Origin of the sequence: Marinomonas ostreistagni (assembly GCF_016461785.1) — a bacterium.
GTDB lineage: Bacteria > Pseudomonadota > Gammaproteobacteria > Pseudomonadales > Marinomonadaceae > Marinomonas > Marinomonas ostreistagni_A.
In genome coordinates, this window is the sequence record NZ_JAEMUH010000012.1 from 149,329 (window position 1) to 172,849 (window position 23,521).

General features: G+C 46.7%; 32 protein-coding genes and 1 riboswitch. Of the genes, 19 read left to right on the forward strand and 13 right to left on the reverse strand.

Annotation, left to right across the window (positions count from 1 at the left end):
• Nucleotides 1-11 precede the first annotated feature (11 nt).
• The 4 genes from JHD44_RS13430 (at nt 12) to JHD44_RS13445 (ending at nt 1,909) form a co-directional block, all read left to right on the forward strand.
• Complete coding sequence (locus tag JHD44_RS13430; RefSeq protein ID WP_199463284.1) at nt 12-521, forward strand: lipocalin family protein; 510 nt, start codon at nt 12-14, stop codon at nt 519-521.
• A 111-nt stretch (nt 522-632) separates the two neighbouring features.
• Nucleotides 633-1,271: a tellurite resistance TerB family protein gene (locus JHD44_RS13435; protein WP_199463285.1), complete on the forward strand. Its 639-nt coding sequence runs from the start codon at nt 633-635 to the stop codon at nt 1,269-1,271.
• An 87-nt stretch (nt 1,272-1,358) separates the two neighbouring features.
• The gene (locus JHD44_RS13440; RefSeq protein WP_199463286.1) at nt 1,359-1,616 is read left to right on the forward strand and encodes a type II toxin-antitoxin system Phd/YefM family antitoxin; all 258 of its coding nucleotides are present in this window, start codon (nt 1,359-1,361) and stop codon (nt 1,614-1,616) included.
• A complete protein-coding gene (locus JHD44_RS13445; RefSeq protein WP_199463287.1) occupies nt 1,604-1,909 on the forward strand; it encodes a type II toxin-antitoxin system RelE/ParE family toxin in 306 nt (101 codons plus the stop codon). The genes JHD44_RS13440 and JHD44_RS13445 overlap by 13 nt, the downstream gene beginning before the upstream one ends.
• Before the next feature lie 19 nt (nt 1,910-1,928).
• Here JHD44_RS13445 and thiE read toward each other — a convergent pair whose 3' ends face one another.
• From thiE to thiD, 7 genes are read right to left on the reverse strand one after another with little or no spacing between them, the layout of a single operon-like run.
• On the reverse strand, nt 1,929-2,552 hold the full coding sequence (gene thiE / locus JHD44_RS13450; protein WP_199463288.1) for a thiamine phosphate synthase: 624 nt from the start codon (nt 2,550-2,552) through the stop codon (nt 1,929-1,931).
• 19 nt (nt 2,553-2,571) lie between these two features.
• Nucleotides 2,572-3,366: a hydroxyethylthiazole kinase gene (gene thiM, locus JHD44_RS13455; RefSeq protein WP_199463289.1), complete on the reverse strand. Its 795-nt coding sequence runs from the start codon at nt 3,364-3,366 to the stop codon at nt 2,572-2,574.
• Nucleotides 3,363-4,037, reverse strand: coding sequence for a thiaminase II (tenA, locus tag JHD44_RS13460; protein WP_199463290.1), 675 nt, complete (start codon nt 4,035-4,037; stop codon nt 3,363-3,365). Before tenA ends, thiM begins: the two co-directional genes overlap by 4 nt.
• An 8-nt stretch (nt 4,038-4,045) precedes the next feature.
• The gene (locus JHD44_RS13465) at nt 4,046-4,996 is read right to left on the reverse strand and encodes an ABC transporter substrate-binding protein (RefSeq protein ID WP_199463291.1); all 951 of its coding nucleotides are present in this window, start codon (nt 4,994-4,996) and stop codon (nt 4,046-4,048) included.
• A 15-nt stretch (nt 4,997-5,011) separates the two neighbouring features.
• A complete protein-coding gene (locus tag JHD44_RS13470; RefSeq protein WP_199463292.1) occupies nt 5,012-5,752 on the reverse strand; it encodes an ABC transporter permease in 741 nt (246 codons plus the stop codon).
• Entirely contained in the window at nt 5,745-6,491 is a 747-nt protein-coding gene (locus JHD44_RS13475; protein ID WP_233402118.1) for an ABC transporter ATP-binding protein, read from the reverse strand. Before JHD44_RS13475 ends, JHD44_RS13470 begins: the two co-directional genes overlap by 8 nt.
• Nucleotides 6,492-6,494: 3 nt before the next feature.
• Entirely contained in the window at nt 6,495-7,304 is an 810-nt protein-coding gene (gene thiD / locus JHD44_RS13480; protein ID WP_199463293.1) for a bifunctional hydroxymethylpyrimidine kinase/phosphomethylpyrimidine kinase, read from the reverse strand.
• A gap of 91 nt (nt 7,305-7,395) precedes the next feature.
• A riboswitch (TPP riboswitch) is annotated at nt 7,396-7,494 on the reverse strand.
• Nucleotides 7,495-7,878: 384 nt separating this feature from the next.
• Here thiD and JHD44_RS13485 point away from each other — a divergent pair.
• From JHD44_RS13485 to JHD44_RS13500, 4 genes are all read left to right on the forward strand, one after another.
• Entirely contained in the window at nt 7,879-8,115 is a 237-nt protein-coding gene (locus tag JHD44_RS13485; protein ID WP_199463294.1) for a helix-hairpin-helix domain-containing protein, read from the forward strand.
• Between the two features lie 62 nt (nt 8,116-8,177).
• Nucleotides 8,178-8,597, forward strand: a complete 420-nt coding sequence (locus tag JHD44_RS13490; RefSeq protein WP_199463295.1) for a helix-turn-helix domain-containing protein — start codon at nt 8,178-8,180, stop codon at nt 8,595-8,597.
• A 71-nt stretch (nt 8,598-8,668) separates the two neighbouring features.
• Nucleotides 8,669-9,082, forward strand: a complete 414-nt coding sequence (locus JHD44_RS13495) for a VOC family protein (RefSeq protein ID WP_199463296.1) — start codon at nt 8,669-8,671, stop codon at nt 9,080-9,082.
• Nucleotides 9,083-9,297: 215 nt separating this feature from the next.
• A complete protein-coding gene (locus JHD44_RS13500) occupies nt 9,298-10,464 on the forward strand; it encodes a sterol desaturase family protein (protein WP_199463297.1) in 1,167 nt (388 codons plus the stop codon).
• Between the two features lie 113 nt (nt 10,465-10,577).
• Here JHD44_RS13500 and JHD44_RS13505 read toward each other — a convergent pair whose 3' ends face one another.
• Nucleotides 10,578-11,396: a sulfite exporter TauE/SafE family protein gene (locus JHD44_RS13505; protein WP_199463298.1), complete on the reverse strand. Its 819-nt coding sequence runs from the start codon at nt 11,394-11,396 to the stop codon at nt 10,578-10,580.
• 118 nt (nt 11,397-11,514) lie between these two features.
• On the opposite strand from JHD44_RS13505, the gene JHD44_RS13510 reads away from it, so the two are divergent.
• Together JHD44_RS13510 and JHD44_RS13515 are read left to right on the forward strand one after the other, a co-directional pair.
• On the forward strand, nt 11,515-12,306 hold the full coding sequence (locus JHD44_RS13510; RefSeq protein WP_199463299.1) for an AraC family transcriptional regulator: 792 nt from the start codon (nt 11,515-11,517) through the stop codon (nt 12,304-12,306).
• Between the two features lie 333 nt (nt 12,307-12,639).
• On the forward strand, nt 12,640-13,176 hold the full coding sequence (locus JHD44_RS13515) for a GNAT family N-acetyltransferase (protein WP_199463300.1): 537 nt from the start codon (nt 12,640-12,642) through the stop codon (nt 13,174-13,176).
• A 13-nt stretch (nt 13,177-13,189) separates the two neighbouring features.
• Here JHD44_RS13515 and JHD44_RS13520 read toward each other — a convergent pair whose 3' ends face one another.
• The gene (locus JHD44_RS13520; RefSeq protein ID WP_199463301.1) at nt 13,190-13,369 is read right to left on the reverse strand and encodes a DUF6435 family protein; all 180 of its coding nucleotides are present in this window, start codon (nt 13,367-13,369) and stop codon (nt 13,190-13,192) included.
• A 254-nt stretch (nt 13,370-13,623) separates the two neighbouring features.
• Between JHD44_RS13520 and JHD44_RS13525 the strand changes: the two genes are divergently transcribed.
• The 3 genes from JHD44_RS13525 (at nt 13,624) to JHD44_RS13535 (ending at nt 15,884) form a co-directional block, all read left to right on the forward strand.
• Nucleotides 13,624-14,217, forward strand: coding sequence for a hypothetical protein (locus tag JHD44_RS13525; protein ID WP_199463302.1), 594 nt, complete (start codon nt 13,624-13,626; stop codon nt 14,215-14,217).
• Between the two features lie 133 nt (nt 14,218-14,350).
• Nucleotides 14,351-14,863, forward strand: a complete 513-nt coding sequence (locus tag JHD44_RS13530) for a hypothetical protein (protein ID WP_199463303.1) — start codon at nt 14,351-14,353, stop codon at nt 14,861-14,863.
• Nucleotides 14,864-14,870: 7 nt separating this feature from the next.
• A complete protein-coding gene (locus JHD44_RS13535; RefSeq protein WP_199463304.1) occupies nt 14,871-15,884 on the forward strand; it encodes a hypothetical protein in 1,014 nt (337 codons plus the stop codon).
• 37 nt (nt 15,885-15,921) lie between these two features.
• Here the strand turns inward: JHD44_RS13535 and JHD44_RS13540 are convergent, their stop codons facing one another.
• The gene (locus tag JHD44_RS13540; RefSeq protein ID WP_199463305.1) at nt 15,922-17,331 is read right to left on the reverse strand and encodes a PLP-dependent aminotransferase family protein; all 1,410 of its coding nucleotides are present in this window, start codon (nt 17,329-17,331) and stop codon (nt 15,922-15,924) included.
• 145 nt (nt 17,332-17,476) lie between these two features.
• Between JHD44_RS13540 and JHD44_RS13545 the strand changes: the two genes are divergently transcribed.
• The 3 genes from JHD44_RS13545 to JHD44_RS13555 all read left to right on the forward strand — a co-directional run bounded on the left by JHD44_RS13545 (nt 17,477) and on the right by JHD44_RS13555 (nt 19,923).
• The gene (locus tag JHD44_RS13545) at nt 17,477-18,358 is read left to right on the forward strand and encodes an EamA family transporter (RefSeq protein WP_199463306.1); all 882 of its coding nucleotides are present in this window, start codon (nt 17,477-17,479) and stop codon (nt 18,356-18,358) included.
• 140 nt (nt 18,359-18,498) lie between these two features.
• Complete coding sequence (locus JHD44_RS13550) at nt 18,499-18,816, forward strand: antibiotic biosynthesis monooxygenase family protein (RefSeq protein WP_199463307.1); 318 nt, start codon at nt 18,499-18,501, stop codon at nt 18,814-18,816.
• Nucleotides 18,817-19,023: 207 nt separating this feature from the next.
• Nucleotides 19,024-19,923 carry a bestrophin family protein gene (locus JHD44_RS13555; protein ID WP_199463308.1) on the forward strand — a complete coding sequence of 300 codons (900 nt, stop codon included), beginning with the start codon at nt 19,024-19,026 and terminating at the stop codon, nt 19,921-19,923.
• A 36-nt stretch (nt 19,924-19,959) separates the two neighbouring features.
• Here JHD44_RS13555 and map read toward each other — a convergent pair whose 3' ends face one another.
• The 3 genes from map to JHD44_RS13570 all read right to left on the reverse strand — a co-directional run bounded on the left by map (nt 19,960) and on the right by JHD44_RS13570 (nt 22,083).
• The gene (gene map, locus JHD44_RS13560) at nt 19,960-20,742 is read right to left on the reverse strand and encodes a type I methionyl aminopeptidase (RefSeq protein ID WP_199463309.1); all 783 of its coding nucleotides are present in this window, start codon (nt 20,740-20,742) and stop codon (nt 19,960-19,962) included.
• On the reverse strand, nt 20,739-20,960 hold the full coding sequence (locus JHD44_RS13565) for a ParD-like family protein (RefSeq protein ID WP_199463310.1): 222 nt from the start codon (nt 20,958-20,960) through the stop codon (nt 20,739-20,741). Before JHD44_RS13565 ends, map begins: the two co-directional genes overlap by 4 nt.
• Before the next feature lie 85 nt (nt 20,961-21,045).
• Nucleotides 21,046-22,083 carry a CobW family GTP-binding protein gene (locus JHD44_RS13570; RefSeq protein ID WP_199463311.1) on the reverse strand — a complete coding sequence of 346 codons (1,038 nt, stop codon included), beginning with the start codon at nt 22,081-22,083 and terminating at the stop codon, nt 21,046-21,048.
• A gap of 223 nt (nt 22,084-22,306) precedes the next feature.
• On the opposite strand from JHD44_RS13570, the gene JHD44_RS13575 reads away from it, so the two are divergent.
• The 3 genes from JHD44_RS13575 to JHD44_RS13585 all read left to right on the forward strand — a co-directional run.
• Nucleotides 22,307-22,495 carry a CopG family transcriptional regulator gene (locus JHD44_RS13575; protein ID WP_133561270.1) on the forward strand — a complete coding sequence of 63 codons (189 nt, stop codon included), beginning with the start codon at nt 22,307-22,309 and terminating at the stop codon, nt 22,493-22,495.
• 84 nt (nt 22,496-22,579) lie between these two features.
• Entirely contained in the window at nt 22,580-22,915 is a 336-nt protein-coding gene (locus tag JHD44_RS13580) for a zinc ribbon domain-containing protein YjdM (RefSeq protein ID WP_199463312.1), read from the forward strand.
• Nucleotides 22,916-23,085: 170 nt separating this feature from the next.
• Nucleotides 23,086-23,521, forward strand: a 436-nt coding sequence (locus tag JHD44_RS13585; protein ID WP_199463313.1) for a hypothetical protein, incomplete at its 3' end; no start/stop codon positions are given.

The window sequence follows — 23,521 nt, forward strand, 5'->3', positions numbered from 1 at the left end:
GAGGTCAGTTTATGTTTCGTTCAGTATGGGGTTTATTGGTGGTGTTGCTCGCAGGGTGTACGTCTGCACCAAAAGGCATTGAGCCGGTGCAAGAGTTTGAGTTGTCGAAGTACTTAGGCACTTGGTACGAAATCGCTCGTTTGGATCACAGTTTTGAGCGAGGTTTGTCTAATGTCACCGCGGAATACAGCTTACGCGAAGACGGTGGTGTGCGAGTGATTAACCGAGGTTATTCGGCAGAAGAAGGGAAATGGGAGCAGGCAGAGGGAAAAGCCTATTTCGTTGAAGATAGCGACACAGGGCACTTAAAAGTGAGCTTTTTCGGTCCATTTTATGGAGCTTACGTTGTGTTTAATTTAGATGAAGACTATCAACAATCCTTTGTGTCTGGGCCTGATCGATCTTATCTGTGGTTCTTGTCTCGAACCCCAACGGTTTCTGAAGCAGATAAGCAACGCTTTATCCAAGCTGCGCGAGCTAAGGGATTTGAGACCGATGAATTAATCTTTGTTGAGCAGTGAAAAGAGCGTTTATAGACAGTGTAAGTTTGTGCAAAGTAACGCAAATGCCGGAACATCACGTTATTTTAGTGCTCAAATATAGCCATAACCCAACAGTTAAGGATTATGGCTATGAATCTAAGTAAATTGCTTAATCAAGCGCTCAGCTCATCAGCATTGAAGCAAGTCACCCAGAAAGTAGGGAGCTCAAGCTCATCTTTGGGTGGCAGCGATACATTGAAAAAAATGGGTATGGGCGCAGTGGGCGGCAGCCTACTAACGTCTTTACTGAAATCAGGAAAAGGGTCAACCTTACTAAAAGTTGGCGGGGCGGCGGCCGTCGGCGCCTTGGCATATAAGGTCTACAACGATTACCAAAAAGAGAAAGCCCAACCACAGCAAACCGAAGTCTTTCGCGAAACGGATCAACAGCATCCTACCATCATCTTAAAAGCCATGATTGCCGCTGCCAAAGCTGACGGTCATATTGATGCAACGGAAATGGCGCATATCCATGAAGCACTGGCTCAGGCCAATATTGGCGCTCATGAACAAGCCTTCCTCGAAGGGGAAATCAATAAACCTCTCGATCCAACGGAGATCGCCGCGTTAGCGACAACTCCGGCCTTAGCATCCGAAATTTACCTAGCGTCATTACTTGTGGTAGATGAACAAAACGCTATGGAAACCATGTACTTAAATGAACTCGCGCGTCAGCTAAAGCTCGATACAGAAATGCAGAAGCGCTTGGCCCTTGCTAGCGCTGAATAGATTGATCTCGTTATAAAGTGAGTGGCTGGCTTGTTTTATCGAAGAGGCTTTACTAGTATCACTTAAGTATCACTTTGGGTGTTTAAAATGAAAGTAGAATTAGTGACCTCTTTAAAGCGACAAGCGACCAAAATTCTTGCGGATCTTCATGAAACGAAGGAGCCAGTTCTTATTACGGAGCACGGCAAACCTTCTGCTTACCTTGTTGATGTGAGCGACTATGAGTTTATGCAAAACCGTTTGACCATTTTAGAAGGTATCGCTCGCGGTGAACGAGCGGTACAAGAAGGCAATGTGCTCAGTCATGCCGAAGCTCAGGATAAAATGTCCAAATGGCTGAAGTAATTTGGACGGAAGCTGCGCTATCTGATCTGTCTGAAATCGCTGAGTATATCGCTTTATCGAATGAGTCCGCTGCCAAAAAACTCGTGCAAGAGGTATTTCACAAAGTAGAGCGTTTAGAACAGCTCCCAGAATCAGGGCGGACTCCACCTGAACTCGAACATTTAAACTATCGAGAAGTTGTCACCAGCCCATGCCGAGTATTCTACAAATGCGAGCAGAGCAAAGTTTTTATATTGCACGTGATGCGACAAGAAAGAGACCTGCGCCAATTTATTTTGAATGGTGTTAATTAAAAGCCTATCGCACTCATTTTCAGCGACTACTTTGAATCACTACCTTTAAACTAAGGGTTGCTTGAGTGACGTTTTCAGCATGGCTAATCGCGGAGACCAGTGCGATACCGTGTACGCCTGTGGCGGCGATGTCGGCTAGGTTGTCGTGCCGAATCCCGCCGATGGCGACGATGGGTTTATCGTAGGCCGCTAAGGCTTCTTTTAGACCATCTAGGCCCCAGTGGTATTGGGTGTTGGTTTTGGTCGGTGTGGGGTAAATAGCGCTTAAGCCAATGTAATCAATGGGCAGGTGTTGGGCTTCTTCCAATTGCTGCCAGCTCTCGATTGAGAGCCCTAGAATTTTCTCTGATCCCAACAAAAATCGCGCATCATGCACGGGCATATCACTTTGTCCTAGGTGCACGCCATCCGCATCCACAGCTAGGGCAACGTCGACACGATCATTGATAATAAGCGGAACCTTGGCGGCTTTGAGTATCGGTTGAATGGCGCGGGCACGACGAATAAAGTCACGTACATCGTGATGCTTTTCCCGAAGTTGCACCATGGTCACCCCACCGGCGACCGCTTGAGTGACGACTCGTACTAATGTGTCGAGGTCTTGGTTGTCGTCGGTAACGAGATACAGTTCATAGGGTGACATGGTGTTTCCTTCTAAAGCATTAGGCCAGTTGCGACAGTTTAAGGCGCTGAGTCAGTGTGTTTTCATCCAAATTATACAGGGCATCGAGCAGGGCCACTTGAAGACTGCCAGGGCCTTTGGCCTGCTCTGCAGCGATTTCACCTGCCACCCCCATAACCGCTGCGGCGGCTAATCCACTGGTTTCGCCTATGGCTGCGAATGCCCCAGTGATTGCACTGAGTGAACAGCCTGTGCCAGTCACTTGCGTCATCATAGGATGGCCATTGTTAAGCACAAAAGTACCATCATTGCTGACGATGTAGTCGGTTGCGCCAGAAATCACTACTTGCGCTTGGTATTGCTCAACCAATTGTTTGGCCGCCTCTAATGCGGTTTCGCTAGGGTCTTGCGAATCAACACCTTTACCTTGTGAAGCCTGTCCCGCTAATGCAATGATTTCCGACGCATTGCCACGAATGGTCAAATGCTTGGCAAGGGCGGCCAATTGACGTGCGGTGTGGGCGCGTAAGCTGGTCGCACCACATCCTACAGGATCAAGTACCACTGGTTTGCCCGCCGCATTGGCTTGTTCCACGGCAAAGGTCATGCGCTCAATCCAAGTACGATCCAAGGTGCCGATATTGATCACCAAGGCGCCAGCAAAGGCCATCATCTCAGTCATTTCTTCTCGCGAGTGCGCCATGATGGGTGAGGCGCCGATGGCGAGCAATGCATTGGCGGAGTTATTCATCACCACATAGTTGGTGATATTGACGACTAATGGCGCTTGCTCACGCAGTTGCGCCAGTGCGGTACAAATAGCGTTTACATTCATAGGTTGGCTCCGGATTGGTTAAGGCCCTGTTGCCAAAAGGCAATTTCCATACGCGTGGCCGTGCGGAAGGTTTCAATTAGCTGCTGGCCCTTTTGGCTGGTCAGCTCGATATCAGCGAGCAATTTATTAAAGTGCGTAGCGCCTTGTGCTACATGGGATTGGAAGTCATCGCCACTGTAGAGCTTGAGCCATGTTTGAAAGGGATTACCGTCCCATACAGTGTCAGATTGTTGTGCCAGTTGACGACCGATGGCGGCGTAACCAATGGAACAAGGTGCTAGGGCTGCATAGAGGCTAACCAAATCGCCACTCATGCCAGCGTCCAACACAAAGCGCGTGTAGGCCACAGTGCCAAAGTCCTCTGGCTCTTGTTCCATATCTTGTTCGCTAATACCCCATTGCTCGCACCATGCCACATGGTGGGCGATTTCACTGTCGAGCAACGCGTGTACGGTTGGCAACGCTTGGCGCATGTCTTCTAGGCTGTTGGCTTTATAAATGGCCAAAGCATAGGCTCGCACATAGTGCTTGAGGAACAAGAAGTCTTGCTTCAGATAATGCAGAAAGCTTGGCTTTGCTAAGGTGCCTTTGGCCAACTGCTGTACGAAATCATGTTCCGTATAGGCTTGCCACTCTTGCTGGCATGCCTCAATCAGATCTTGATACTGCATAATGGTTCCTAGTTAAGGTTTGGCACGTAGTCTTGGGCTTTTGGTAGCGATTCGATGATGCCGTGCTCAAACATAAACTCGGCGTAGTCGTCGTAACGGGCCAGATCAATCGCTGCTGGGCGTAGGGCAAAACGCGTTAAGGTGTCTTTCCATGCTAGAGCATTCAGCTCGTTATCCAAGGTATCAGGAGAGTAGGCGATGAATTCTTTCCAAGCCGCTTCTGGATGGTTCACGATGTAGGTGGTGGCTTTTTCGAGAGCTCGGTTAAAGGCTTGAATCGACTCTTTATCGTAGGTTTTGCTGTTCGTCACAAACACCAATTCATCGTAGGCCGGAACACCGTGTTCTTCAGGAAAAAACGCCGTCGCAGCGTAGTTTTCAAGCTTTAGTTGATTGGTTTCAAAGTTACGCAGGCCACCCCAAATGGCGTCCACTTTGCCAGAAGCCAACGATGCTGACAGAGACCAACCGACGTTGATGATCTCGACCTCATCCCACATCACACCGTGATGTTTAAGCATGGTGCCAACGGTGGCTTCTTCAGTGCCAGCAATGGCAATACCGATCTTCTTACCTTTTAAATCTGCTGGCGATTCAATCTTGCTATCGTCCATTACCATCAAGGTATTCAACGGTGTCGCAATCAAGGTAGCAGAACGGATCAACGGTAAGCCCGCCGCCACATCAATGGTCAAAGTCGGCTGATAGGAAATCGCCATATCGACTTTGCCCGCAGCGACCAGCTTGGGCGGCATACTTGGGTCAGCTGGCTCTTGGATGGTGACGTCTAGGCCTTGTTCAGCAAAGTAGCCTTTTTCCTGTGCAATCACGATAGGGCCATGGTTTGGGTTCACAAACCAATCCAGCATCAGCGACAGTTCATGGTCGGCTGCAAACAATGAAGAGCTGGCAGAAAGGCCAAGCAGGGCAGTGGTGCTTAAACGTGTAACAATATTCATAGAAATCATCCATCCTTATTGGGAATGCCAAGGTAACGAGCGTTTTAATAACCAATCGACACTGAAATACAGGGCGACCGAAAACAGAGAAAGAATAAACAGCGCAGCGAACATTTCGTCGATGCGCATGCGGGCATTGGCCTGTAACATCAGGTAGCCAAGGCCTGCGCTGGAGCCAACCCATTCGCCCACCACCGCGCCAATCGGTGCAACCACCACCGCGACTCGTAGTCCTGAGCCTAAAGCAGGTAAAGCGGCGGGCAGTTGAATGTGCCAAAGGGTACGCCAGCGGTTCGCGTTCAGGGTTTGGGCGAGATCCAGATAACCGGACGGCGTGCTGCGTAGGCCATCGAAACAGCAGGTGGTCACGGGGAAGAAGATAATAATCGCCGCCATGGCGACTTTTGAGGCGATGCCATAGTCCAGCCAGAGCATCAAAATCGGCGCGATGGCAAACACTGGAATGGCTTGACTGGCAATCAAAATCGGCAGCAACCATTGCTTTACCGGACGAAACAGCAACATCAACAGTGCGAAGTACAAACCAATACTGACACCGAGGGCGAGCCCGATCAGTACTTCTTGTGCCGTGACCCAGGTATGTGACCAAAGCATTGGCCAGCGTGAGATCAACACCTCAAACACAGCCATGGGAGCAGGCAAAATAAAGCTGGGTAACGACCAGATCAGGATCGCCCCTTGCCATAAACCCAGTATCACAAGACTTGCCGTGGCACCACGAAGCCAATTAGACATGCTCACCTCCAAGTCGATGCAGAATATCGTTTTGAAGTGCGGCGCTGTGTTCATCCAATTGCCGTGGTGGTGTGGATGCTAAACCCGCTAAAAGGTGCGCGTTGGCGGGGGAGCCTTCCATCACATAGATCTGATGTCCCAAACGCACCGCCTCTTGCGGGTCGTGGGTCACCAGCAACACGGTTTTGCCTTGTAGCAACTCGAATGAAAGGCTTTGCAGCTTGTGGCGCGTGACCGCATCTAAGGCAGAGAACGGCTCATCCATTAATACTATGGGGCGTTCTTGCAGTAAGGTTCGCGCTAGGGCAACCCGCTGGCGCATGCCACCAGATAGCGTGTGAGGGTAGTTATCGGCATGTGCTTTGAGACCTACTTTGTCCAGAAGTAACAAGGCTTTATCACGCAGGTCTTGGGTCAAGCTGCGACCTTGTAAGCGTTCGGCAATGCAGACGTTATCAAGTACAGACAACCAAGGCAGCAGTAAATCCTGCTGCGCCATGTAAGCAATATTGCCAGACAGTGGTTGGCCGTCTGTCTCGATTTTTCCTTGCCATTGGGCATTTTCCAGTAAGCCCGCCAGCTTGCGCAAAATCGAGGTTTTACCGCAACCGCTACGGCCTAATAAGCACGTCCATTGCTGAGCTGGCAGCTGCATGACTAAGTCCTGCAATACTGGCTGCGCTTGTTTTGTGTAGCGCAGAGCATCGGCCTGAATCGAGATCGCAAATCCTTGGCGCATCGGCTAGCGCTGCCATTGATAGAAATGATGAACAGGGCCATGACCTTGACCAATCTGTAACTGGTTCGAGGCAGCAATGGCACCGGTTAAATAGTCTTTGGCCTGCTGAACAGCCGACGTTAGATCCGCCCCTTGAGCGAGATATGAAGCAATCGCTGACGACAGCGTGCAGCCCGTGCCGTGGGTGTTTTGTGTATCAATGCGAGGAGTGGTGAAGGTTTGCACATCGCCATTTGTAATCAACCAATCGTTGCTGTCTGGCAAACTTTCAAGGTGTCCACCTTTTAGCAACACCGCTTTGGTTGGCAATTGCTGTAACGCTGGGATCAGTTCTCTTACGGCTTGCTCGGAGTCTGGAACGTTTGTGTTCAGCAGAGTGGCTGCTTCAGGCAGATTAGGGGTGATCAAAGTAGCTAACGGCAGTAGCTCGTCTATTAGGGTTTGAATGGCGGTTTGTTGCAGCAATAAATCGCCACTGGTCGCCACCATCACTGGGTCGAGCACCATGTGTTTTGGTTGATATTGGCGCAGTTTGCGGGCGATAAGCTGAATGATCTCTGCGTTCGCCAACATGCCGATTTTGACCGCTTGCACGTTGAGATCGGTAAAGACCGCATCCAATTGTGCCGCGATATGATCTAGGGGGATGGCGTGGACATCGGTTACACCAAGGGTGTTTTGAGCCGTGGTTGCCGTGATCACCGTGCAGGCGTAACCGCCCGTGGCAGAGATGGCTTTGATATCGGCTTGAATGCCTGCACCACCGCCGCTGTCCGAGCCCGCGATGCTTAACGTAATAGGAGTGTTTGTCATGATATTCCCCTCGGACGAAGGGAAAACGGGGGCGAGATGCACGGAGTGCAGGAGCAAGCGACAGAGGATTAAAACATCGCAGAACTCAACTAACTTTGTCCCCATAGTTCCCTACGCCAGTGCTAACTGAATCAGGTTCAACGGGTCTCGCTTAAGCGATCTCAGCATTACTGCCCCCCGACTATGTGATCACGATGTTATCAGCTCTTTGCCCCAGACACTAGCTACCTCTTAGGCCCTCGATTTTTGCAGGACTGTGCTTTGCGTGGGAACAGTGTAAACGCATGGAATATCGTTTAGGCATAATTGGACCCTTCGCATAAATAAGCTAAGTTTGTTTATGAATCATTCTCGCGGTATGAATTTGATAAACGAGGCTTTTTGTAGGACCTTGGTTTCGAGGGAACGGCCTGCAAATTAGATAATTTTGCTAGGATTATTAACTAATCGTCGTTTCCCGCGCACAGCGCAGTCCTACAAGGCTTTTATAAGCGCGTGATCAACATTATGAGGACGTAGCGTTTCACCTCTCGGTAATTGAGCAAAGATGTTACCTAATTAAAGGAATTTTCGTATGACATTTAGCGAACAAGAAAAAGCAGCCTTACTTGGCGTAAAAGGCGTCGGGCCTACCGTCGTGAAGCGTTTTGAGGAAATCGGTATTGATTCTTTTGCGGAGCTGGCGAGATATGAGCCAAAGGAAATTGCTGAAAGAGTTGCCTCAATGCTCAGAACTACCTGTTGGAAAAACAGTCCTCAAGCTCTATCAGCAGTCAAATCTGCGATAGAGCGGGCAAGGCTAGGACTGTAGATTCCAGCACGCATATATAGCAAGGTTTGGCGTTATGTTATGTGGATGAATAGGTATCTTTCATGGTGTCGAACAATAAACTTAAAAGATTACATGCGAGTAGGGATTATATTGCCGACAACTTTCAAACAAGTCTTAGCTTGTCTGAAATGGCAAGTCAGTCCTATATGTCTCAATATCATTTTTTACGTGCGTTCAAGGAAAGTTATGGGGAAACACCTAACGAGTTCCTGATTCGGCTTAGGGTCGAACAAGCGAAAAACATGCTTATAACAGAAAATTTCAGTGTTTCAGAAGTATGTGAGAAAGTGGGATACACGAGCTTAGGTAGCTTTTCTTCATTGTTTCTGAAACAAACGGGAATGGCTCCTACTTTATATCGCCGTAAGCTTTGGGCTTTATCTTCTGAAGCATTCCGTTTCCCCTCTCAGGTGATACCTGCATGCTATGCCTACCGCTTTTTGGGGAAATGGCCTAGATGAGCAATATTGGAGAAATATCATTTTGATTCTTTTTATAGAATAAAGATGATTAAACAACAGGGAGTATGAAAATGATTACATCCATAGCGCATGCAACGATTTATGTCCTCAATCAGGACGAAGCACTAGACTTTTACAAAAACAGGCTCGGCTTTGAAGTCGGGGATGATATGCAAGTAGAAGGGGGATTCCGATGGCTTACGGTATACCCTACATCTAAACCACAACTTCAGTTGGTATTGGCAGAGCCGAAAGAAGGACCAATGTTTAGCAAAGATGCCGCAGAAAAAATACGAGGCTTGATAGAAGAAGGTGCATTTGGAGCGGGTGTTTTTGAAACAGAAGATTGCCGAAAAACATATGCAGAGCTTTTGACTAAAGGGGTTGAGTTTATCCAACCACCTACAGAGCAGCTTTATGGCGTTGAAGCTATGGGGCTAGATAATTCTGGAAACTGGTTTAGCTTGGTCCAACGGAAAAAATAACTCTCACTAGAGGTAGTCGTTTGTTATCGCTAATCGGGACTTGCGACATTTAAAATATGAAATGCTTGATACTGTGTTTCAGAGCTGGGGAGCTTCTATCGTTTGCCCAAGCAAATGCCTAGCTTTGGCAACACAATTGGACGAGTTATCATTTGACCCCATATATGCTTCAATACGGGCCAATTTTTGATCTACCTGCAAGGATAGTGTGTTTCATGGATGAAAAGTACGAATATAAAGTGCGCCAAGTTGAAAAGAATCCGGCAAAAGAGTTCCGTTTTGGCGAAGGCCGGATCAGTGGTGTGGCATCTGTTACATTAGGGATATTAAGTGTTTTAGCAGTATTTGCGTATTTATATCCCTCTCACCTAACTACGACTGAATTACGTCGTGTATACGATGCTGAACAATTGCAGGTCGTGCTGAAGTATGGCATGTATTTTTCATTGTTCTTGGGAATATTGACCTTTCTTCTGAATAAAGCCAAATACAAGTCCCTAGGGATGTGTGGCATCGGACTAACATTATTGGCGTTTGCACTGGGCGGCTATAGTGTGCCTGTGGGGCCAGTAGAACCAAAAGCACTTTCTCTTGGAGTGGATTGGTTAATTCTGGCGTTTATGGGGTCGATCTTTATTTTTATGGTGCTGGAAAAGCTATTCCCTCAGTACCGTGATCAGCTCATTCTGCGGCCAGAATGGGACATGGATATGTTCTACTTCTGTTTTAACCACTTGGCTATTTCAGCCATTTTGTTGTTCGCAAACTATCATACCAGCCACTTTAGCTGGGCTGTGAACTCTTCATTTCAAGATACCATTCAATCCATTCCTGTGTGGATGCAATTTATCTTGATCGTGCTGTGTGCTGATTTTGTTCTGTATTGGGAACATCGTTTGTATCATGAGGTCACATCGCTCTGGCATATTCATGCGGTGCACCATTCGGTAGAGCATATGGATTGGCTAGCTGGTTCCCGAGCGCATTTTATTCAGGTGTTTTCAGAGCGGGCGATGGTCATGGTGCCTTTGTATTTGCTTGGTCCAGATGAAGCTGCATTGAATGCCTATGTTGCCTTCGCTGCTTTACAAGCGATTCTAATCCATTCCAATCTATCGGTCTCGTTTGGGCCATTGAAATATATCTTTGTGACTCCTCAGTTCCACCACTGGCATCACAGTTCTGAGAAACCTGCGCTCGATACGAATTATTCTGCCCACACTATTTTGTTTGATGTGCTATTTAACACGATGCATTTGCCCGGTAAGCACTGGCCTGCTAAGTTTGGTACGACTGTGCGTTTACCTGCATCGGTAATTGGGCATTTACTGTATCCATTAGTGGCGAACATGAAAAAGTTAAAAAGACGAAAGCAGCGGTGACATATCGTTAGGGTGATGTAGAGTTCGTAGCTAAGTGGTATTAAATCAAAGTATTCATTTAGCTACGTGCAGAAAAGTTGCCTCGTAAATGCCTTTGAACTTTTTATGAGTCTCTACAGAGAACTATTCGATAAGACGTAAGTCAGCATTTTTATACTGAGCAGAAGGCACAGCACTCCAAGAATCTTTTTTAAATGCTCCGCTGGAAGGCGTGTACTACAAGCTACACCCAAGGGCGCGGATATATAGCTGGCTACAGCAAACAAAGCAAAAGCAGGAAGATAAATATAGCCTAGGGTAAGTTGTTCAGACGAACTGTTTTGCCAACCATTAATGAGATACCCCAATGTTCCTGTGATGGCTAATGGAAAACCTATCGCGGCAGAAGTGCCGACGGCATGTTTCACATTAAGATTTTGTTTCATTAGATAAGGGACAAGCATTCCTGCACCACTGACGGAAACCAATGTTGATATAGAGCCTATCAAAGTACCAATAAAGACGTTGCCCGTTGTGGTATGAGGTGATTTATTCGGTTTATTGTTTCTAGGACGGAACATTTTATAAGTGATATAAAACATAAACAGGCTGAAGAACAGAGCCAGAATAACGCCATTAATCTCGGCTGCGATGGTGGTGGCGACGAACGTGCCAAGTATGACGCCAGCTGTCATTTTTATGGTAAGGGAACTATTCACATTTCCTTTAGTGTAATGGGTTCTCATACTGCTGAAGGTTGTAAAAATCATTGCTGCCATGGAGGTACCGAGTGCCATATGGACGATCTCATGATTAGCAATACCCTGTGCGGTAAAAAGCATCGTGAATGCGGGAACGGTCAAACCGCCGCCCCCAACACCGACTAACCCAGCAAGAAACCCCACACCTACCCCTAACAAAGCGTAGTAAACAGCAAAACTAAAATCGATCATTAGTAGATACCTCAAAGTAACAAATTAGACAGCGGTACTTTAGAGGCATACTGTTCTGGCATGTTAATCGATTATGGCTGTAATATAATGCAAAGTGGCCAAGTTTTAGAGTTTAATAATGAGAGTAAGACAGGTAGGCGATAGCGCAGCTGGTGCCGAGGTGATTACATGTGAATGGTCGAACAAAGCCCATTTAGACAGCAAAGCTCAACAACCTTATCGATGGCACAGTCATTTAAGAGGGCAGCTGCTGTGTATACAATCAGGCGTTGTTCAAATCAAAACAGTCTCTGGAACCTGGGTTTTGCCTCCCAATAGAGCTGGCTGGATTCCTCCAGGTGCGCAGCACAGTATTCTTTTTTGCAGCGAAGTTTCGGGCTATTCAGTTTTATTTCAGCCTAATCTTTGTGAAGCGCTGCCAGGCAAACCTTATGTACTAGGAGTGAATCCGCTTTTAAAGTCTATGATTATTCGCAGCCAGACTTGGTGCAAAGATCTACTTACAGAGGAGAATATGCGTATCGCGGATGTCATGACGGATGAAATACGTAACGCAGAATCTGAAAAACTCTACCTGCCTATGCCAAGGGACTCTCGTTTGTTACGAATAGCGGAAGCGGTATTAAATGAGCCAGGGAGCCCTAAGACGGTGGAACAATGGGCTGAGTTTGGGGCTTTGTCTGCACGTTCGCTAAGGCGTCTAATGCCTGCGGAGACAGGATTGACGTTTGCGCAATGGCGTACTCAGGTTCAGTTAAATCATGCTTTAGCACTGTTGTCTCAGAATGTTCCTGTTGGGGATGTTGCTTTTTCATTGGGTTATACAACTACTAGCAACTTCATCGCGATGTTTAAAAAGATGATGGGGGACTCACCAGCACATTATTTCTCTCGTACAAAAGAGCTCTGATATCACTACACTAGTGTCTATCTGCAAGCGTAAATATAAGGCTCTCCATGACCAATCCTCTTGAAAACCCGTTCGCAAATTACCCTAGAATTGTCCGCGCGCGTGTAGAGGTGCAGGAGCTTCAGGGGGATCGCACCATTGTCTTGTCTCTGTCTGATCAATGCCAAAAGATACTTTACAATATTTTTTAGAATGGGCTCTAATCTACCAAAAGTAAAAGCACTTATCGTTGTTAGGGGGGAGCATGTACCTTGTCATAATAATTTGTACAATCTTAACCCCAATATCCGTGTCACTTTTCCAAATCACGACCATTCGCCTTCGAGGTTTCTTATGATCTACCGAGCTTTTTATGCTTCTCAGCAAACCGAAGTTGTTGGACTTTTCTCGTCTGTATTTGCCGCTTCCGAAGGAGAAAAAGAAGGGGTGATGTTGGCTCATTTGACGGAGCAGCTGTCATCGCTTTTAGATGACGAGTCGGTGTTAGGTTTTGCTGCTTACGAGGATGAAACGCTGATTGGGGCGATTTTCTTTTCGCGCCTGCAGTTCGAAACGCCAGTTACGGTGTATATGCTATCGCCTGTGGCCGTGGCAACTGAGCAGCAAGGGAAAGGCATTGGGCAGGCACTTATTCAGTTTGGCTTGAAGGCGTTGAAGGCGCGTTCAGTGGAAGTCGTGATTACTTATGGCGATCCAGCATACTATTCGAAAGTCGGCTTTGAGCCCTTGTCTGAGACGGTGATACAAGCTCCTGTGAAACTTTCGATGCCATTTGGCTGGCTAGGGCAGTCATTGGACGGACAGCCGATCCCAGTCATGGCAGATCGACCCTCTTGTGTGGAACCATTCAAAGACCCAGTTTATTGGTAAAGGCGAGAGTGAATCACTGAGACTTCTGTGCGTCGATGGCTTTGATTTGTTCGTGCACTTCTTCCGCTTCCGCTGTCAGCATGGAGTAGGTTCTGATATCGCCTTTGCGCTGTGCTTGCATGGCCTGCTCAAGCAGTTCTGAATAACGCTTTTCAAGTTTCTTGGTCGGGTTGGATTTGAACAATGACAGCATTAAAGGGCTCCTTTATTTAAGTTGCCCTTGTTCTACGAGCTAGCGTCTAGATTGGTTCAATGCGAGACGCTGCACTTCGAATGCCGCGTATGTCACCGCTTTAAACAACTCCCAATAACGGTACTTGTTTCTACATCAAACTATTGATCTTAGACGTCATAAATCGTGTGCTAAGCATTGAGAGATGGCGTGATTGGCATAGCAGTGATGTGAAATGCCCGCTAACATGGCCATGACAAAATAGGGAGATGGATATGGATTGGATTAAGTGGAGCATGGGCGGCGCAGCGATGGTGCTCGCGATTGCGGGCTTTGTACCTTACATCGTGCAGATTTTAAATGGACGTGTAAAACCGCATGTGTTTTCTTGGCTTATCTGGGGCCTGACCACGACGATCGTCTTCTTCGCACAGCTGCAAGCGGATGGCGGTATTGGCGCGTGGCCAATTGGTGTGTCTGGTTTTATCACCCTGTATGTCGCGTTTCTAGCCTATTTGAAGCGAGGAGATGCCTCCTCCACGGCGTTAGACTGGTGGTTTTTGGCTGCGGCACTCGCGTCTTTGCCTCTCTGGTATCTCACCCAAGACCCTCTATGGGCGGTCATCATACTTACGGTCGTTGATGTGCTCGGTTTTGGTCCCACTGCTCGAAAAGCCTATCACCATCCGTTTGAAGAAAGTCGAGCCTTTTTCTTATTAATCATATTACGTAATGCCTGCGCAATCATCGCGTTAGAGGCGTATTCCCTTGCCACCGTGCTATTCCCATTTGTGATGGCACTCGCCTGTGTATTGCTATTGGCCATGATGCAATATCGACGTATTACTCTGATGCCTAAAACCGTGTAATGCTTGCGGTGTTTTTGAGTAAGTTATTGGTAAGGCTAGTGTAAAGGTATGCTCTAGAGGAAGCGCTAATCTCGTAACTATTTTTATTTGAATGTTATGATCCTATATCAGGAAAAATACACAGGATGTAGCGATGGAATTCAATAAAACTAGGGATTTGGTCCTTTCTAGGCAAGCTCGTAAAGTAAACAACCTCCAAAAAAGTATGAAAGCCAGAGAGGCTATTCGCTATCAAATTATCAGCGATGAGTCTGGTCAGTGTCGGATGACAATCGTCGAACTCTCTGTGGGCTGGCATAAAGGATTGCAAGATAGGCAGGCAATATTGGATGTCACAGCAGAGGCTATTGCAGGCTTTCGGTACACTAAAAAACCAGAAGAACCGCTCGACGCTGATGTATTTACAAGAGCCTCCATAGAAGCAAGCTCAAATTTGGGCAATGGGGTAGAAATGTCTCTAGGGAAAGCGGAAGGTAGTGTCGAGTATAACGCCATCAATGATGATTGGAAGAATGACGTAACTGTGTCTAAACCACAGATTCGAGGTAAAGGAAAAGGCTTTAAAATAGATGCTGAAAAAACAGTAAGCTACGATGTTAATGCCAAAATTGTAGGCTTAAGTATTAAAAGAAAAAACTGTAATTAAGGTTGTCATGAAGAAACTATTTTTTCTATTAAGCTTTTTTATCTCAGAAGCTTCTTTTTCGAAAACCTCCTTTGAAGTTGAAAATTACTTTTACGATATTATTTTTTTGAATGCTCTCCCTTTGGCTGGAGAGGCTGTAGAATTTTGTAATGATAAATCGAAATATGTAGATGATGATCTTCTTTTTTGTGAGGTGTTTTCCAAGCTAGACGGGAAGAAAATCTCTTTGATGTTTTCTGAAAATGAGTTGAAGAAAACATCTAAAGAAGACAAAACTGTATTTTCTTCTTATTCAGAAGAAGACTTTTCATTTCATAATACTAAGGTTTATACCCGGGGTGGAGAGAGCTTTGATGCAACGATAGATACGTCTTCTTTTATGAGTATTGCGGACATTAGTCCTAATCTTGTTGATTCGATATTTCATTTCAAAGACCCGTTTGGACAGAAAATAACTGCAAGTTTGGCAATAGTGGATATGAATTCAAATGTAAGTGGCATGAGAAATAAGATTATCATTACTCAGGAAGGACGTAGTTCAGGAGTGCTAGGCGTTGATTTTATTGGTCAATATGGGCAGTTTTCTTTTTACTCTGATGGTATTTGGATTCAGCCAGAAAACATAATTTGTACTCATAAATGCATTTCCTATGATGCGGATTTTGACGGTGAGAACCTTCATTTCTATTACCCATTCAATGATGAAACCAAGCGTCGCGTGAGTTTCGAAACGGGTAGCTCTATTTCAACCGTCCCCTTTTCTGTCAAAGAAAGCTGTGTGTCGGAAAAGGTAGACTTCTCTGAGCTTGAAGAGCGTGGACTGGATGTGGGTGATGATGCTCGGCTTTGTAAAAAAGAGTTTAAGTTTGGCGACTACAGTATGCATAGCTCAGTGGTCACACACGCGAGTCGTGAAATCGATGGTGAACCGTTACCTGTGATGGGAATGAATATGATCAATGCATTTGATCATGTCACTGTGGATCTCCCTGCTGGCAAAATATATTTCTACTTTCCATAAGATTGTTGCTGGGGTTGCTAAGCCTCAGCGCTCTTTCTTACCGTTCAGAAATTAATGAACACAATGTCCTTAACTGCAGAATTGGAGAATTGCCTGCCTGCACGTAATGGAGAGGCCAGCCGCAGTTAATTCTGAAGCAATCGTTGTAATCTGGATGCGTACTAAAGCAGCTGCCGCGGCGAATGTCGATGCCTTGTTGTGATGCTTGCTCGGCGAGAGCATTGGTATCTAAATTTGGAACACGCAGCCACAGTACAAGCCCTCCTTGTGGTGCGCTGATCTGCGCAGAGTCTGGTAAATGCTCAGCTAAGAACTGTCGATATTGATGCATTTGTGACTGTAAAATGGGCCTAAGTGCATTGAGGTGTCGACGGTAATCCCCGCACAACAAAAACTCTGCGATGCAGTCTTGGACCAAGCTGTTTACCCCCATGCTGGTGCTGTGATGCTGTTGATAAAACCGATCAAAATAGCGTCCAGGTAAACACCAACCAAGGCGCAAGCCTGGAGCAAGCGTCTTCGAGATGGAGCTGCACCACAGAATATAACCTTCCTTATCCCAGTACTTCGCAGGTAGGGGCTGAGCCTTGTCGTGGCCAAGCTCAAAGTAGACATCATCTTCAATCACTGGCATCTGATATTGCGCAGCAAGCTTTGCAATGGCCTGTTTTTGCTCGGTTGGCAGCGTAATACCCAGAGGGTTTATGTGAGTGGTACTTAATAACGCCGCAGAGACTTTTTGTTCCGCAAAGCAGGCTTCGAGTAGGCTGAGATCAATGCCCTCATGGGTGACGGGGATTTCGATAATCTGACGCTGTAAGGTGGATAAAAGATCGAGCAGGCCGCTAAAGCAAGGCGAACAGACGGCGATGGTATCGTTTGGCTTGCTTACACTTTCTAGAGCGATCCGAACCGATTCTAAGCAGGAGTTAGTGATGACCAACTCCTCTGGGTTAAAGGCAAAATGCTGGCTTCTAAAATGTTCCGAGAGGGCATCACGCAAGCTGGCGGCGCCTTGGGACTCTGGGTAGCTAAACATACTCTGGCTAGCCCGTTGGGTGACGCGTTTAATAGTTCGAGTTAAGTCCGTTTCTGGCAGTAACTCGGGCGCAAGCAAAGACGTTCCAAGCGGAGCAAAGCCCGTCACCGCAGCATCATAACCTTGCTGTGGCGCAAAGAGGCTTGGATCTCGGGGGACTAAAGACTGATTAGAGAGAGCTGGGAACGCGGTCTTCTTGCTTCGATTGGCAACGAAGTAGCCTGCTTGGGGACGCGCGTAAATCCAGCCTCGATCTTCCAAATACGCGTAGGCTTTTCCGGCGGTCGTCAAACTAATCGATTGCTGTTTGGCCAATTTCCTAAGAGCGGGCAGTCGAGAGCCAGTTGGTAAACGCTCACTTATGATGTCGTCAATAAACGTCTGTGCGAGCGTTTCATATAAAGTCATCGTGCGACCAGACCCTTTCAAAATACGGTTGTTAAAATTGTACTCTTAATTTTATTAAAAATTGAATCTGCTCTCTTGGCAAGCATCGTCTCATACTTTGTCCTCATTCGGATCAGAACGGCTTAATAAACGAGAGGGCCATATCATGAATCAAAGAGACAGTTTGTTGCTGGTGTTACTGATGGCGCTGTGGGGCTTTAACTTCAGCGTGATCAAGCTGGGGGTCAACAATATTGATCCCTTTTTACTGACCGCGTTGCGCTTTACCTTGGCTGTATTGCCGCTGATCTTTTTTATTCGTCGCCCCAATGTACCGTGGCGTTATCTGATGGCCTACGGCTTAACCTTTGGCGTTGGGGTATGGGGCTTGACCACCTTGTCTGTTGGCGCGGGCCTTTCCTCTGGCTTGGCGTCCTTGCTGTTGGATATGAGTGTAATCAGTAGCTTGTTAGTGGGTCGTTACTTACTCAAAGAACAAGTCACCTTGAGTAAAGTTCTAGGCTCGATACTCGCTTTGATCGGCTTGGGCATTATTATCTGGAATCAAGACGGTACGGTAACGGTGCTAGGGTTAGCCTTGGTGCTCAGCGCTTCGGTGTTTTGGAGTGTGAATGGCTTAATCGTCAAACGCTCCGGTACCCGCGAAATCTTCGCTTTCAATATCTGGGGCATGGCCTTTGCACCGGTTCCATTACTGTTGTTAGCAATGGCTGTCAGTGGCCCAAGCTCAGTGGCGCAATCTATCTTAGAAATCAACGGCTCGGTGCTGTTCTCCGCCGCTTTCCAAGCTTATCCAACCACGCTGCTAGGTTACTGGTTCTGGAACAAAATGATCGTCAAATACTCCGTCTCAAGCGTCGCTCCTATGACCTTGCTGGTACCGGTATTTGCCCTAATCGGCGGCTATCTTTTCTTTGGTGAAAGCCTCGATGCGGCGCAGTCTATCGCCGCAATAGTGATCCTGCTCGGTGTCGCAGTGAGCGAAATCAAACTGCCGAAGAGGCGGGTAGTAGTGAAGGTTGGGTAGATATTGAAGGGGTCAGATTCCTGAACCATCTAACGCAACTTAAGCTACGTTATTTAAGGAATCTGACCCCTGTTAGTGTTGGATGATAAAATTAGTGAAATAGCATGATTAATTAAGTGCTTACTACTGAAGGACAACCCATGACGCTTTTAGCAAAGACCCCCACACCGCCTTACTATGCGGTGATTTTTACATCGGTTCGAACTGCTGGGGACAACGGCTACGGTGAGGTAGCGGACAGGATGGTTTCGCTTGCTGAGCAGCAGCCAGGCTTTTTAGGGATGGAGTCGGCGCGGGAGGAAGTGGGGATCACTGTCTCCTACTGGCTAGACTTGGATTCGATTAAGCAATGGAAGCAAAATGTAGAGCATTTAGGCGCTCAGAAAATGGGTCGTGAGCAGTGGTATGAAACCTTCAAAGTTCGTATTGCAAAGGTAGAACGAGATTACGGCCTTTAGGGATTACCTTCTCAAAAATCGGCGCTTTTAGGCATGTCTTTAGTATGTGTTTTGTATTATAAAAAGCATCCTTTCAGCGCTCCGATGAGTGTTTATAAAAACAATATTGAAAGTCTTAGAAGCCTTAAGCATTTGGGCTTTGTGAATGGTGTTGTCTGAGTTTTTTCGGTCATTTTTTGCTTTCGTTTGTTTTTATAGAGGTAGGTCATGGTTGTTTACCCCAATCATAATTGGATCGTGGTGCTGACCACGCTGAAAGGCGCCATTTTAATGCGCATTGCACCGCGTATCTTGATGATTACGCTGTTGGCGGTGGTGATTGTTTTTGTCGAGAAGCTTTACCCAGATGTGTTCATCAATGTGAGTGCGACGCCGTTGACGTTGTTGGGTTTGTCGTTGTCGATCTTTATGAGTTTTCGCAATAGCTCCTGCTACGAGCGTTGGTGGGAAGGGCGAAAAATGTGGGGGTTGGTTGTGATCGAAGCTCGGGCAATGGGGCGTGAAACCGTGAGTATAGCAGGGCACCCGTTACGGGAAGAGATCATGAAGTTGATCTGTGGTTTTGCTCATGCGTTGAACGCTCATTTGCGTCGACAAGATGAGTGGGAAGCGGCTAAGCCTTGGGTCGCTAATAAAGACTTTGAGTACGTTGATAATTTGTCTGATACGCTTCTGAACGCGATCGCGAAGCGCTTTGCCATGTTGCAGGCCGAAGGCGCCATCAGTGAGTTACGTTACTTGGAGCTGGAGAAGCGCCTCAGAAGTTTATCCGAAGCCCATGCCAACTGTGAGCGCATTAAAAATACGCCACTACCTTTCCCTTATACTCTGATGCTACATCGGACGACCTTTATTTTCTGTTTGTTGTTGCCATTTGCGATGGCACAGCCATTGGGTTGGTTAGCACCATTTATTACCGCAGTGGTGAGCTATACCTTCTTTGGCTTGGATGCGATTGGCAATGAGTTAGAAGACCCATTTGGTAACGATGTGAATGATCTACCGACCAATGCGATGGTTAGGGTGATCGAACGTGATGTGCTGAGGTCATTGGGTCATGAGGACTTACCGCCAGCATTAAAACCCGTTGACCACGTGTTGAGTTAGTAAAGGAAATCCCTTTACTAACTCTTGCCATGACAGCTAAAGCGGCTGTTCTTCTTCTCGAAGGGTTAACACTTCGTAGCCTGTATCGGTGACGAGGATCGTGTGTTCCCATTGGGCGGATAGCTTGCGATCTGCGGTGATAACGGTCCAGCCATCTTTCTTGGTTTTTGTTTTGGCTCGGCCCTGATTAATCATGGGTTCGATGGTAAACGTCATGCCGGGTTTTAGTGTTAAGCCTTGTCCTCGGCGTCCTACGTGCATGACTTGTGGTGCTTCGTGCATTTCTCGGCCAATGCCGTGGCCGCAGTATTCTTGTACGACGGTGTAGCGATTCGCTTGTGCGAAGCTGGCGATGGCATAGCCGATATCCCCTAGTGTTGCGCCAGGCTTCACTTGTTTGATGCCTTGCCACATGGCCTCATAGGTGGCTTTAACGAGGCGTCTGGCTTCAGGCCCTGCACTAGGCATCACGTACATTTTGCTTGAATCAGCAATAAAGCCATTCTTTTCCAAAGTGATGTCTAGATTAATTATATCTCGCGGGCGTAGGGCATAGTGTTCACTGGGCATGCCGTGGCAGACGACTTCGTTGACGGATGTGTTGAGTGAGTACGGATAATCATATTGGCCAAGGCTGGCTGGTCGAGCATTGAGCTCCTGACGAATGTAGCGCTCTACTTCATTATTGATGGCCATGGTGGTGACATCTTCTTTGACAAAACTGTCTAGGTGCTTAAAGACCTTCGCAAGTAGTCGGCCCGATTCGCGCATTAGCTCGATTTCCGCAGGGCTTTTGATATGAACGGTTTCTCTGCTCATGCTAGGGCCTGCTGATCGATCATTTCAGCCGCTTCTAGGGCATCGGCTTTATCTAACTCCATTTGAATGATTTCCGAGAAGCTCATGGTTGGATTCCGTTCAGCAAGGCGGCCAATCTTAATCCAGAACTCAGCTTGGGCATTGATGGAGCGTGACATGACTTGAGAAGCGCGGCGCACATCGTTATGCACGTCGTCGGAGATTTTGATGATTCCCATAATATGGTCCATATATAAAACGTATATGGATCATATTATATTAAGTCTCGCAATTGAAATGCGTAAATCAAGAGAAAATGGGGGCCTATTTTTGCAAACAGGACAGCATTTGTTGTTCTAATGCTTCCCAGTCCAGTTCCCGTGGGCTGATGATTTCAATACGTGAATCGCGGCGGTAGGCCACTTTGTCGAAGTCGTGTTCATCGTTCACTCGGTTGTAGAACACCCAAGCATGACCAATGCGGATCACCCCTTTGATGCGACTGATGCCTTCGAGGCCGTTTAGGATTTCTTCCAGTTGCCAATAATCGAAGCAATCGTCTCGATGGAAAATCCAACCACAGCTGAATAAACCACTGCCATTGCCCGTTTTCCGAATCGGTTTGCCAGGTTCTGCGATGGCTTCTGGCGCATGGTGATGATGCTCATGTGCGTGATCATGGCTATGTGAGTGACTGTGATCATGATGAGTATGAGAATGGGCTTCAGGAAATTGTGCCTTCAGCTGACCATTGCGTACTAAGTCCAATAGCGCTGGGTCGATCTCGCCTTTGATGCTTCGACCAATATGCTGTCTCGGTGGAAACATGCCATGCAAGCTGGTTTCCACAAACTCGACCAGCTCTGGCTCTGCGATATCGCATTTATTGATGATCACCACATCGGATAAGTTCAGCTGATCGTGGAGAATATTACTGTTGGCGACGTCTTCCAGTTCAAGCGAACGGGGATCAAGGATACAAATGGTGGCGCGTAGGTCGAGTTTGTCCTTGAAAGACGGCCCCATTAACGTATCGATAATCCCCTCTGGGTGGCCGATACCAGTGGGCTCGATGATCAAGCGGTCAGGTTTTGCATGCTCAATCAGAGACTTCAAGGTGGGGGTTAAGGATGCGCCCATGGTGCAACAGATACAGCCACCCGCTAGCTCTTTGATATGAAGGCCTTCTTCATTGGGCATCATTTCTTGGTCAATGCCGACTTGGCCAAACTCATTGACCAGTACTGCCCAAGACTCGCCCTCGGGCTTATTTGCCAAAAGTCCGTTAATGGTCGTGGTTTTCCCCACACCAAGAAACCCAGTGATGATGTTGGTAGGAATGGCGTTGGCTTGCTCGTTCATAAAATCTCTTCGTTTATCAATGGTACGGGTGGCGACGGCTATGACGAATAGTTTGAAACGTTTTACGCGGGCGGACTATCCCTATTCCGACAGTTTTTTCATGATCTTCAATACCTTGTCCTGTTCATGGCGATCTTAGAGAGAAAATACAATGTATAGAGATGAAATACCTTATCGGGTATTATAATCAAATGATAATGAATAGACGTTCTAAGGATGCCTAATGGAAAGCAAAACTGCCCGTTTTACTGTATTGCTCGACCCTCGTAAAAAGAAGGCGTTTGAGAAGCTGTGTGCTGAAAAAGACTTAACACCTTCACAAGTGGTGCGTCAGCTAATTCGTGGTTATTTAGAAGATCACGATGTGGATTTCACCAAAGAAGTGCTAGAAGAAGCCCCTAAAAAAGGCTAATTCCCTAAAAACATTATCATGTTATTGTCATTGCGTTATAATGCCGCACAAATTATTCCCTATTTCTATTGAGGTTATTGAAGTATGAGTCTTCCAGCTTGCCCACAGTGTAGCTCTGAATACGTTTACGAGGATCAAGCGATGTTGATCTGCCCTGAATGCGCCTACGAGTGGAACCCAAACGAAGAAGTGGTAGACGAGGATGCGCTAATCCTGAAAGACGCGGTTGGCAACCTGCTAGCGGAAGGCGACAAGGTAACTTTGACCAAAGACCTGAAAGTAAAAGGCTCTTCTCAAGTACTGAAAGTCGGCACGAAAGCGACGATCAAACGCTTCGTCGACGGCGACCACGACATCGACTGTAAAGTCGACGGCGCTGGTGACATGATGCTGAAATCTAAGTTCGTTAAGAAAGCGTAACTGATAAGCCTAGCACTAGATAAATTTGTTAAAAGGAACGTTAGAAATAACGTTCCTTTTTTATTGCTTATTTGCCAAACTACGATCTAATTTTTGACCTGATGGATCTAGTGAAAGGTAGTAGGGAACTTCACTTCTACTTGGAGCTGAAGGAAGAGTTCTTAATGCATATGGAAAATAAAATTGAATTTCAAAAAATCACGTCTATTCCCACGGCTAAAGATCTAGGGTCTCTTTTTAAAGAAGCTCGAATTTTAGCTGGTTTTTCTCATAAAAATGCTGGTGAGCTGGCGGCGAGTTTTGATCGAAGGTATAGCTTTGGGTCTTCTAATTATCAGAAGTGGGAAGATGGTAGTAGACCTGGAGTGAATTTCAAAAAAGCCCTATTGGGGCTTTTTAGAGGCATTTGTGATCAGTCAGTCTACCATGAATGGGAGTCTGCTTATCATCGCCTCGAAGCCGAACTAATTAAAAATCGAGCTGATAAAGAGTGCCGTTCAAAATTGGAAGAAAGTGCTTCTATTAGTGGTAAGTTATTTGTTGACACTTCTGAAAAAGAGTCCGAGGAGAAAGATAAGACTTTTTCCAAGAAAGAAGTGATATATA

What these genes read in the sequence shown, in the direction of transcription:
- JHD44_RS13465 (WP_199463291.1), bottom strand. Translation starts at nt 4,996, where the DNA reads ATGAATATTGTTACACGTTTAAGCACCACTGCCCTGCTTGGCCTTTCT.
- thiE (WP_199463288.1), bottom strand. Translation starts at nt 2,552, where the DNA reads ATGTCACCCTATGAACTGTATCTCGTTACCGACGACAACCAAGACCTC.
- JHD44_RS13505 (WP_199463298.1), bottom strand. Translation starts at nt 11,396, where the DNA reads ATGATCGATTTTAGTTTTGCTGTTTACTACGCTTTGTTAGGGGTAGGT.
- map (WP_199463309.1), bottom strand. Translation starts at nt 20,742, where the DNA reads ATGAGCAGAGAAACCGTTCATATCAAAAGCCCTGCGGAAATCGAGCTA.
- JHD44_RS13430 (WP_199463284.1), top strand. Translation starts at nt 12, where the DNA reads ATGTTTCGTTCAGTATGGGGTTTATTGGTGGTGTTGCTCGCAGGGTGT.
- JHD44_RS13445 (WP_199463287.1), top strand. Translation starts at nt 1,604, where the DNA reads ATGGCTGAAGTAATTTGGACGGAAGCTGCGCTATCTGATCTGTCTGAA.
- JHD44_RS13530 (WP_199463303.1), top strand. Translation starts at nt 14,351, where the DNA reads ATGGAATTCAATAAAACTAGGGATTTGGTCCTTTCTAGGCAAGCTCGT.
- JHD44_RS13485 (WP_199463294.1), top strand. Translation starts at nt 7,879, where the DNA reads ATGACATTTAGCGAACAAGAAAAAGCAGCCTTACTTGGCGTAAAAGGC.
- JHD44_RS13545 (WP_199463306.1), top strand. Translation starts at nt 17,477, where the DNA reads ATGAATCAAAGAGACAGTTTGTTGCTGGTGTTACTGATGGCGCTGTGG.
- JHD44_RS13435 (WP_199463285.1), top strand. Translation starts at nt 633, where the DNA reads ATGAATCTAAGTAAATTGCTTAATCAAGCGCTCAGCTCATCAGCATTG.
- thiD (WP_199463293.1), bottom strand. Translation starts at nt 7,304, where the DNA reads ATGACAAACACTCCTATTACGTTAAGCATCGCGGGCTCGGACAGCGGC.
- JHD44_RS13440 (WP_199463286.1), top strand. Translation starts at nt 1,359, where the DNA reads ATGAAAGTAGAATTAGTGACCTCTTTAAAGCGACAAGCGACCAAAATT.
- JHD44_RS13510 (WP_199463299.1), top strand. Translation starts at nt 11,515, where the DNA reads ATGAGAGTAAGACAGGTAGGCGATAGCGCAGCTGGTGCCGAGGTGATT.
- JHD44_RS13580 (WP_199463312.1), top strand. Translation starts at nt 22,580, where the DNA reads ATGAGTCTTCCAGCTTGCCCACAGTGTAGCTCTGAATACGTTTACGAG.
- JHD44_RS13475 (WP_233402118.1), bottom strand. Translation starts at nt 6,491, where the DNA reads ATGCGCCAAGGATTTGCGATCTCGATTCAGGCCGATGCTCTGCGCTAC.
- JHD44_RS13565 (WP_199463310.1), bottom strand. Translation starts at nt 20,960, where the DNA reads ATGGGAATCATCAAAATCTCCGACGACGTGCATAACGATGTGCGCCGC.
- JHD44_RS13495 (WP_199463296.1), top strand. Translation starts at nt 8,669, where the DNA reads ATGATTACATCCATAGCGCATGCAACGATTTATGTCCTCAATCAGGAC.
- JHD44_RS13520 (WP_199463301.1), bottom strand. Translation starts at nt 13,369, where the DNA reads ATGCTGTCATTGTTCAAATCCAACCCGACCAAGAAACTTGAAAAGCGT.
- JHD44_RS13575 (WP_133561270.1), top strand. Translation starts at nt 22,307, where the DNA reads ATGGAAAGCAAAACTGCCCGTTTTACTGTATTGCTCGACCCTCGTAAA.
- JHD44_RS13470 (WP_199463292.1), bottom strand. Translation starts at nt 5,752, where the DNA reads ATGTCTAATTGGCTTCGTGGTGCCACGGCAAGTCTTGTGATACTGGGT.
- JHD44_RS13515 (WP_199463300.1), top strand. Translation starts at nt 12,640, where the DNA reads ATGATCTACCGAGCTTTTTATGCTTCTCAGCAAACCGAAGTTGTTGGA.
- JHD44_RS13570 (WP_199463311.1), bottom strand. Translation starts at nt 22,083, where the DNA reads ATGAACGAGCAAGCCAACGCCATTCCTACCAACATCATCACTGGGTTT.
- JHD44_RS13535 (WP_199463304.1), top strand. Translation starts at nt 14,871, where the DNA reads ATGAAGAAACTATTTTTTCTATTAAGCTTTTTTATCTCAGAAGCTTCT.
- JHD44_RS13490 (WP_199463295.1), top strand. Translation starts at nt 8,178, where the DNA reads ATGGTGTCGAACAATAAACTTAAAAGATTACATGCGAGTAGGGATTAT.
- tenA (WP_199463290.1), bottom strand. Translation starts at nt 4,037, where the DNA reads ATGCAGTATCAAGATCTGATTGAGGCATGCCAGCAAGAGTGGCAAGCC.
- JHD44_RS13525 (WP_199463302.1), top strand. Translation starts at nt 13,624, where the DNA reads ATGGATTGGATTAAGTGGAGCATGGGCGGCGCAGCGATGGTGCTCGCG.
- JHD44_RS13500 (WP_199463297.1), top strand. Translation starts at nt 9,298, where the DNA reads ATGGATGAAAAGTACGAATATAAAGTGCGCCAAGTTGAAAAGAATCCG.
- JHD44_RS13555 (WP_199463308.1), top strand. Translation starts at nt 19,024, where the DNA reads ATGGTTGTTTACCCCAATCATAATTGGATCGTGGTGCTGACCACGCTG.
- thiM (WP_199463289.1), bottom strand. Translation starts at nt 3,366, where the DNA reads ATGAATGTAAACGCTATTTGTACCGCACTGGCGCAACTGCGTGAGCAA.
- JHD44_RS13550 (WP_199463307.1), top strand. Translation starts at nt 18,499, where the DNA reads ATGACGCTTTTAGCAAAGACCCCCACACCGCCTTACTATGCGGTGATT.
- JHD44_RS13540 (WP_199463305.1), bottom strand. Translation starts at nt 17,331, where the DNA reads ATGACTTTATATGAAACGCTCGCACAGACGTTTATTGACGACATCATA.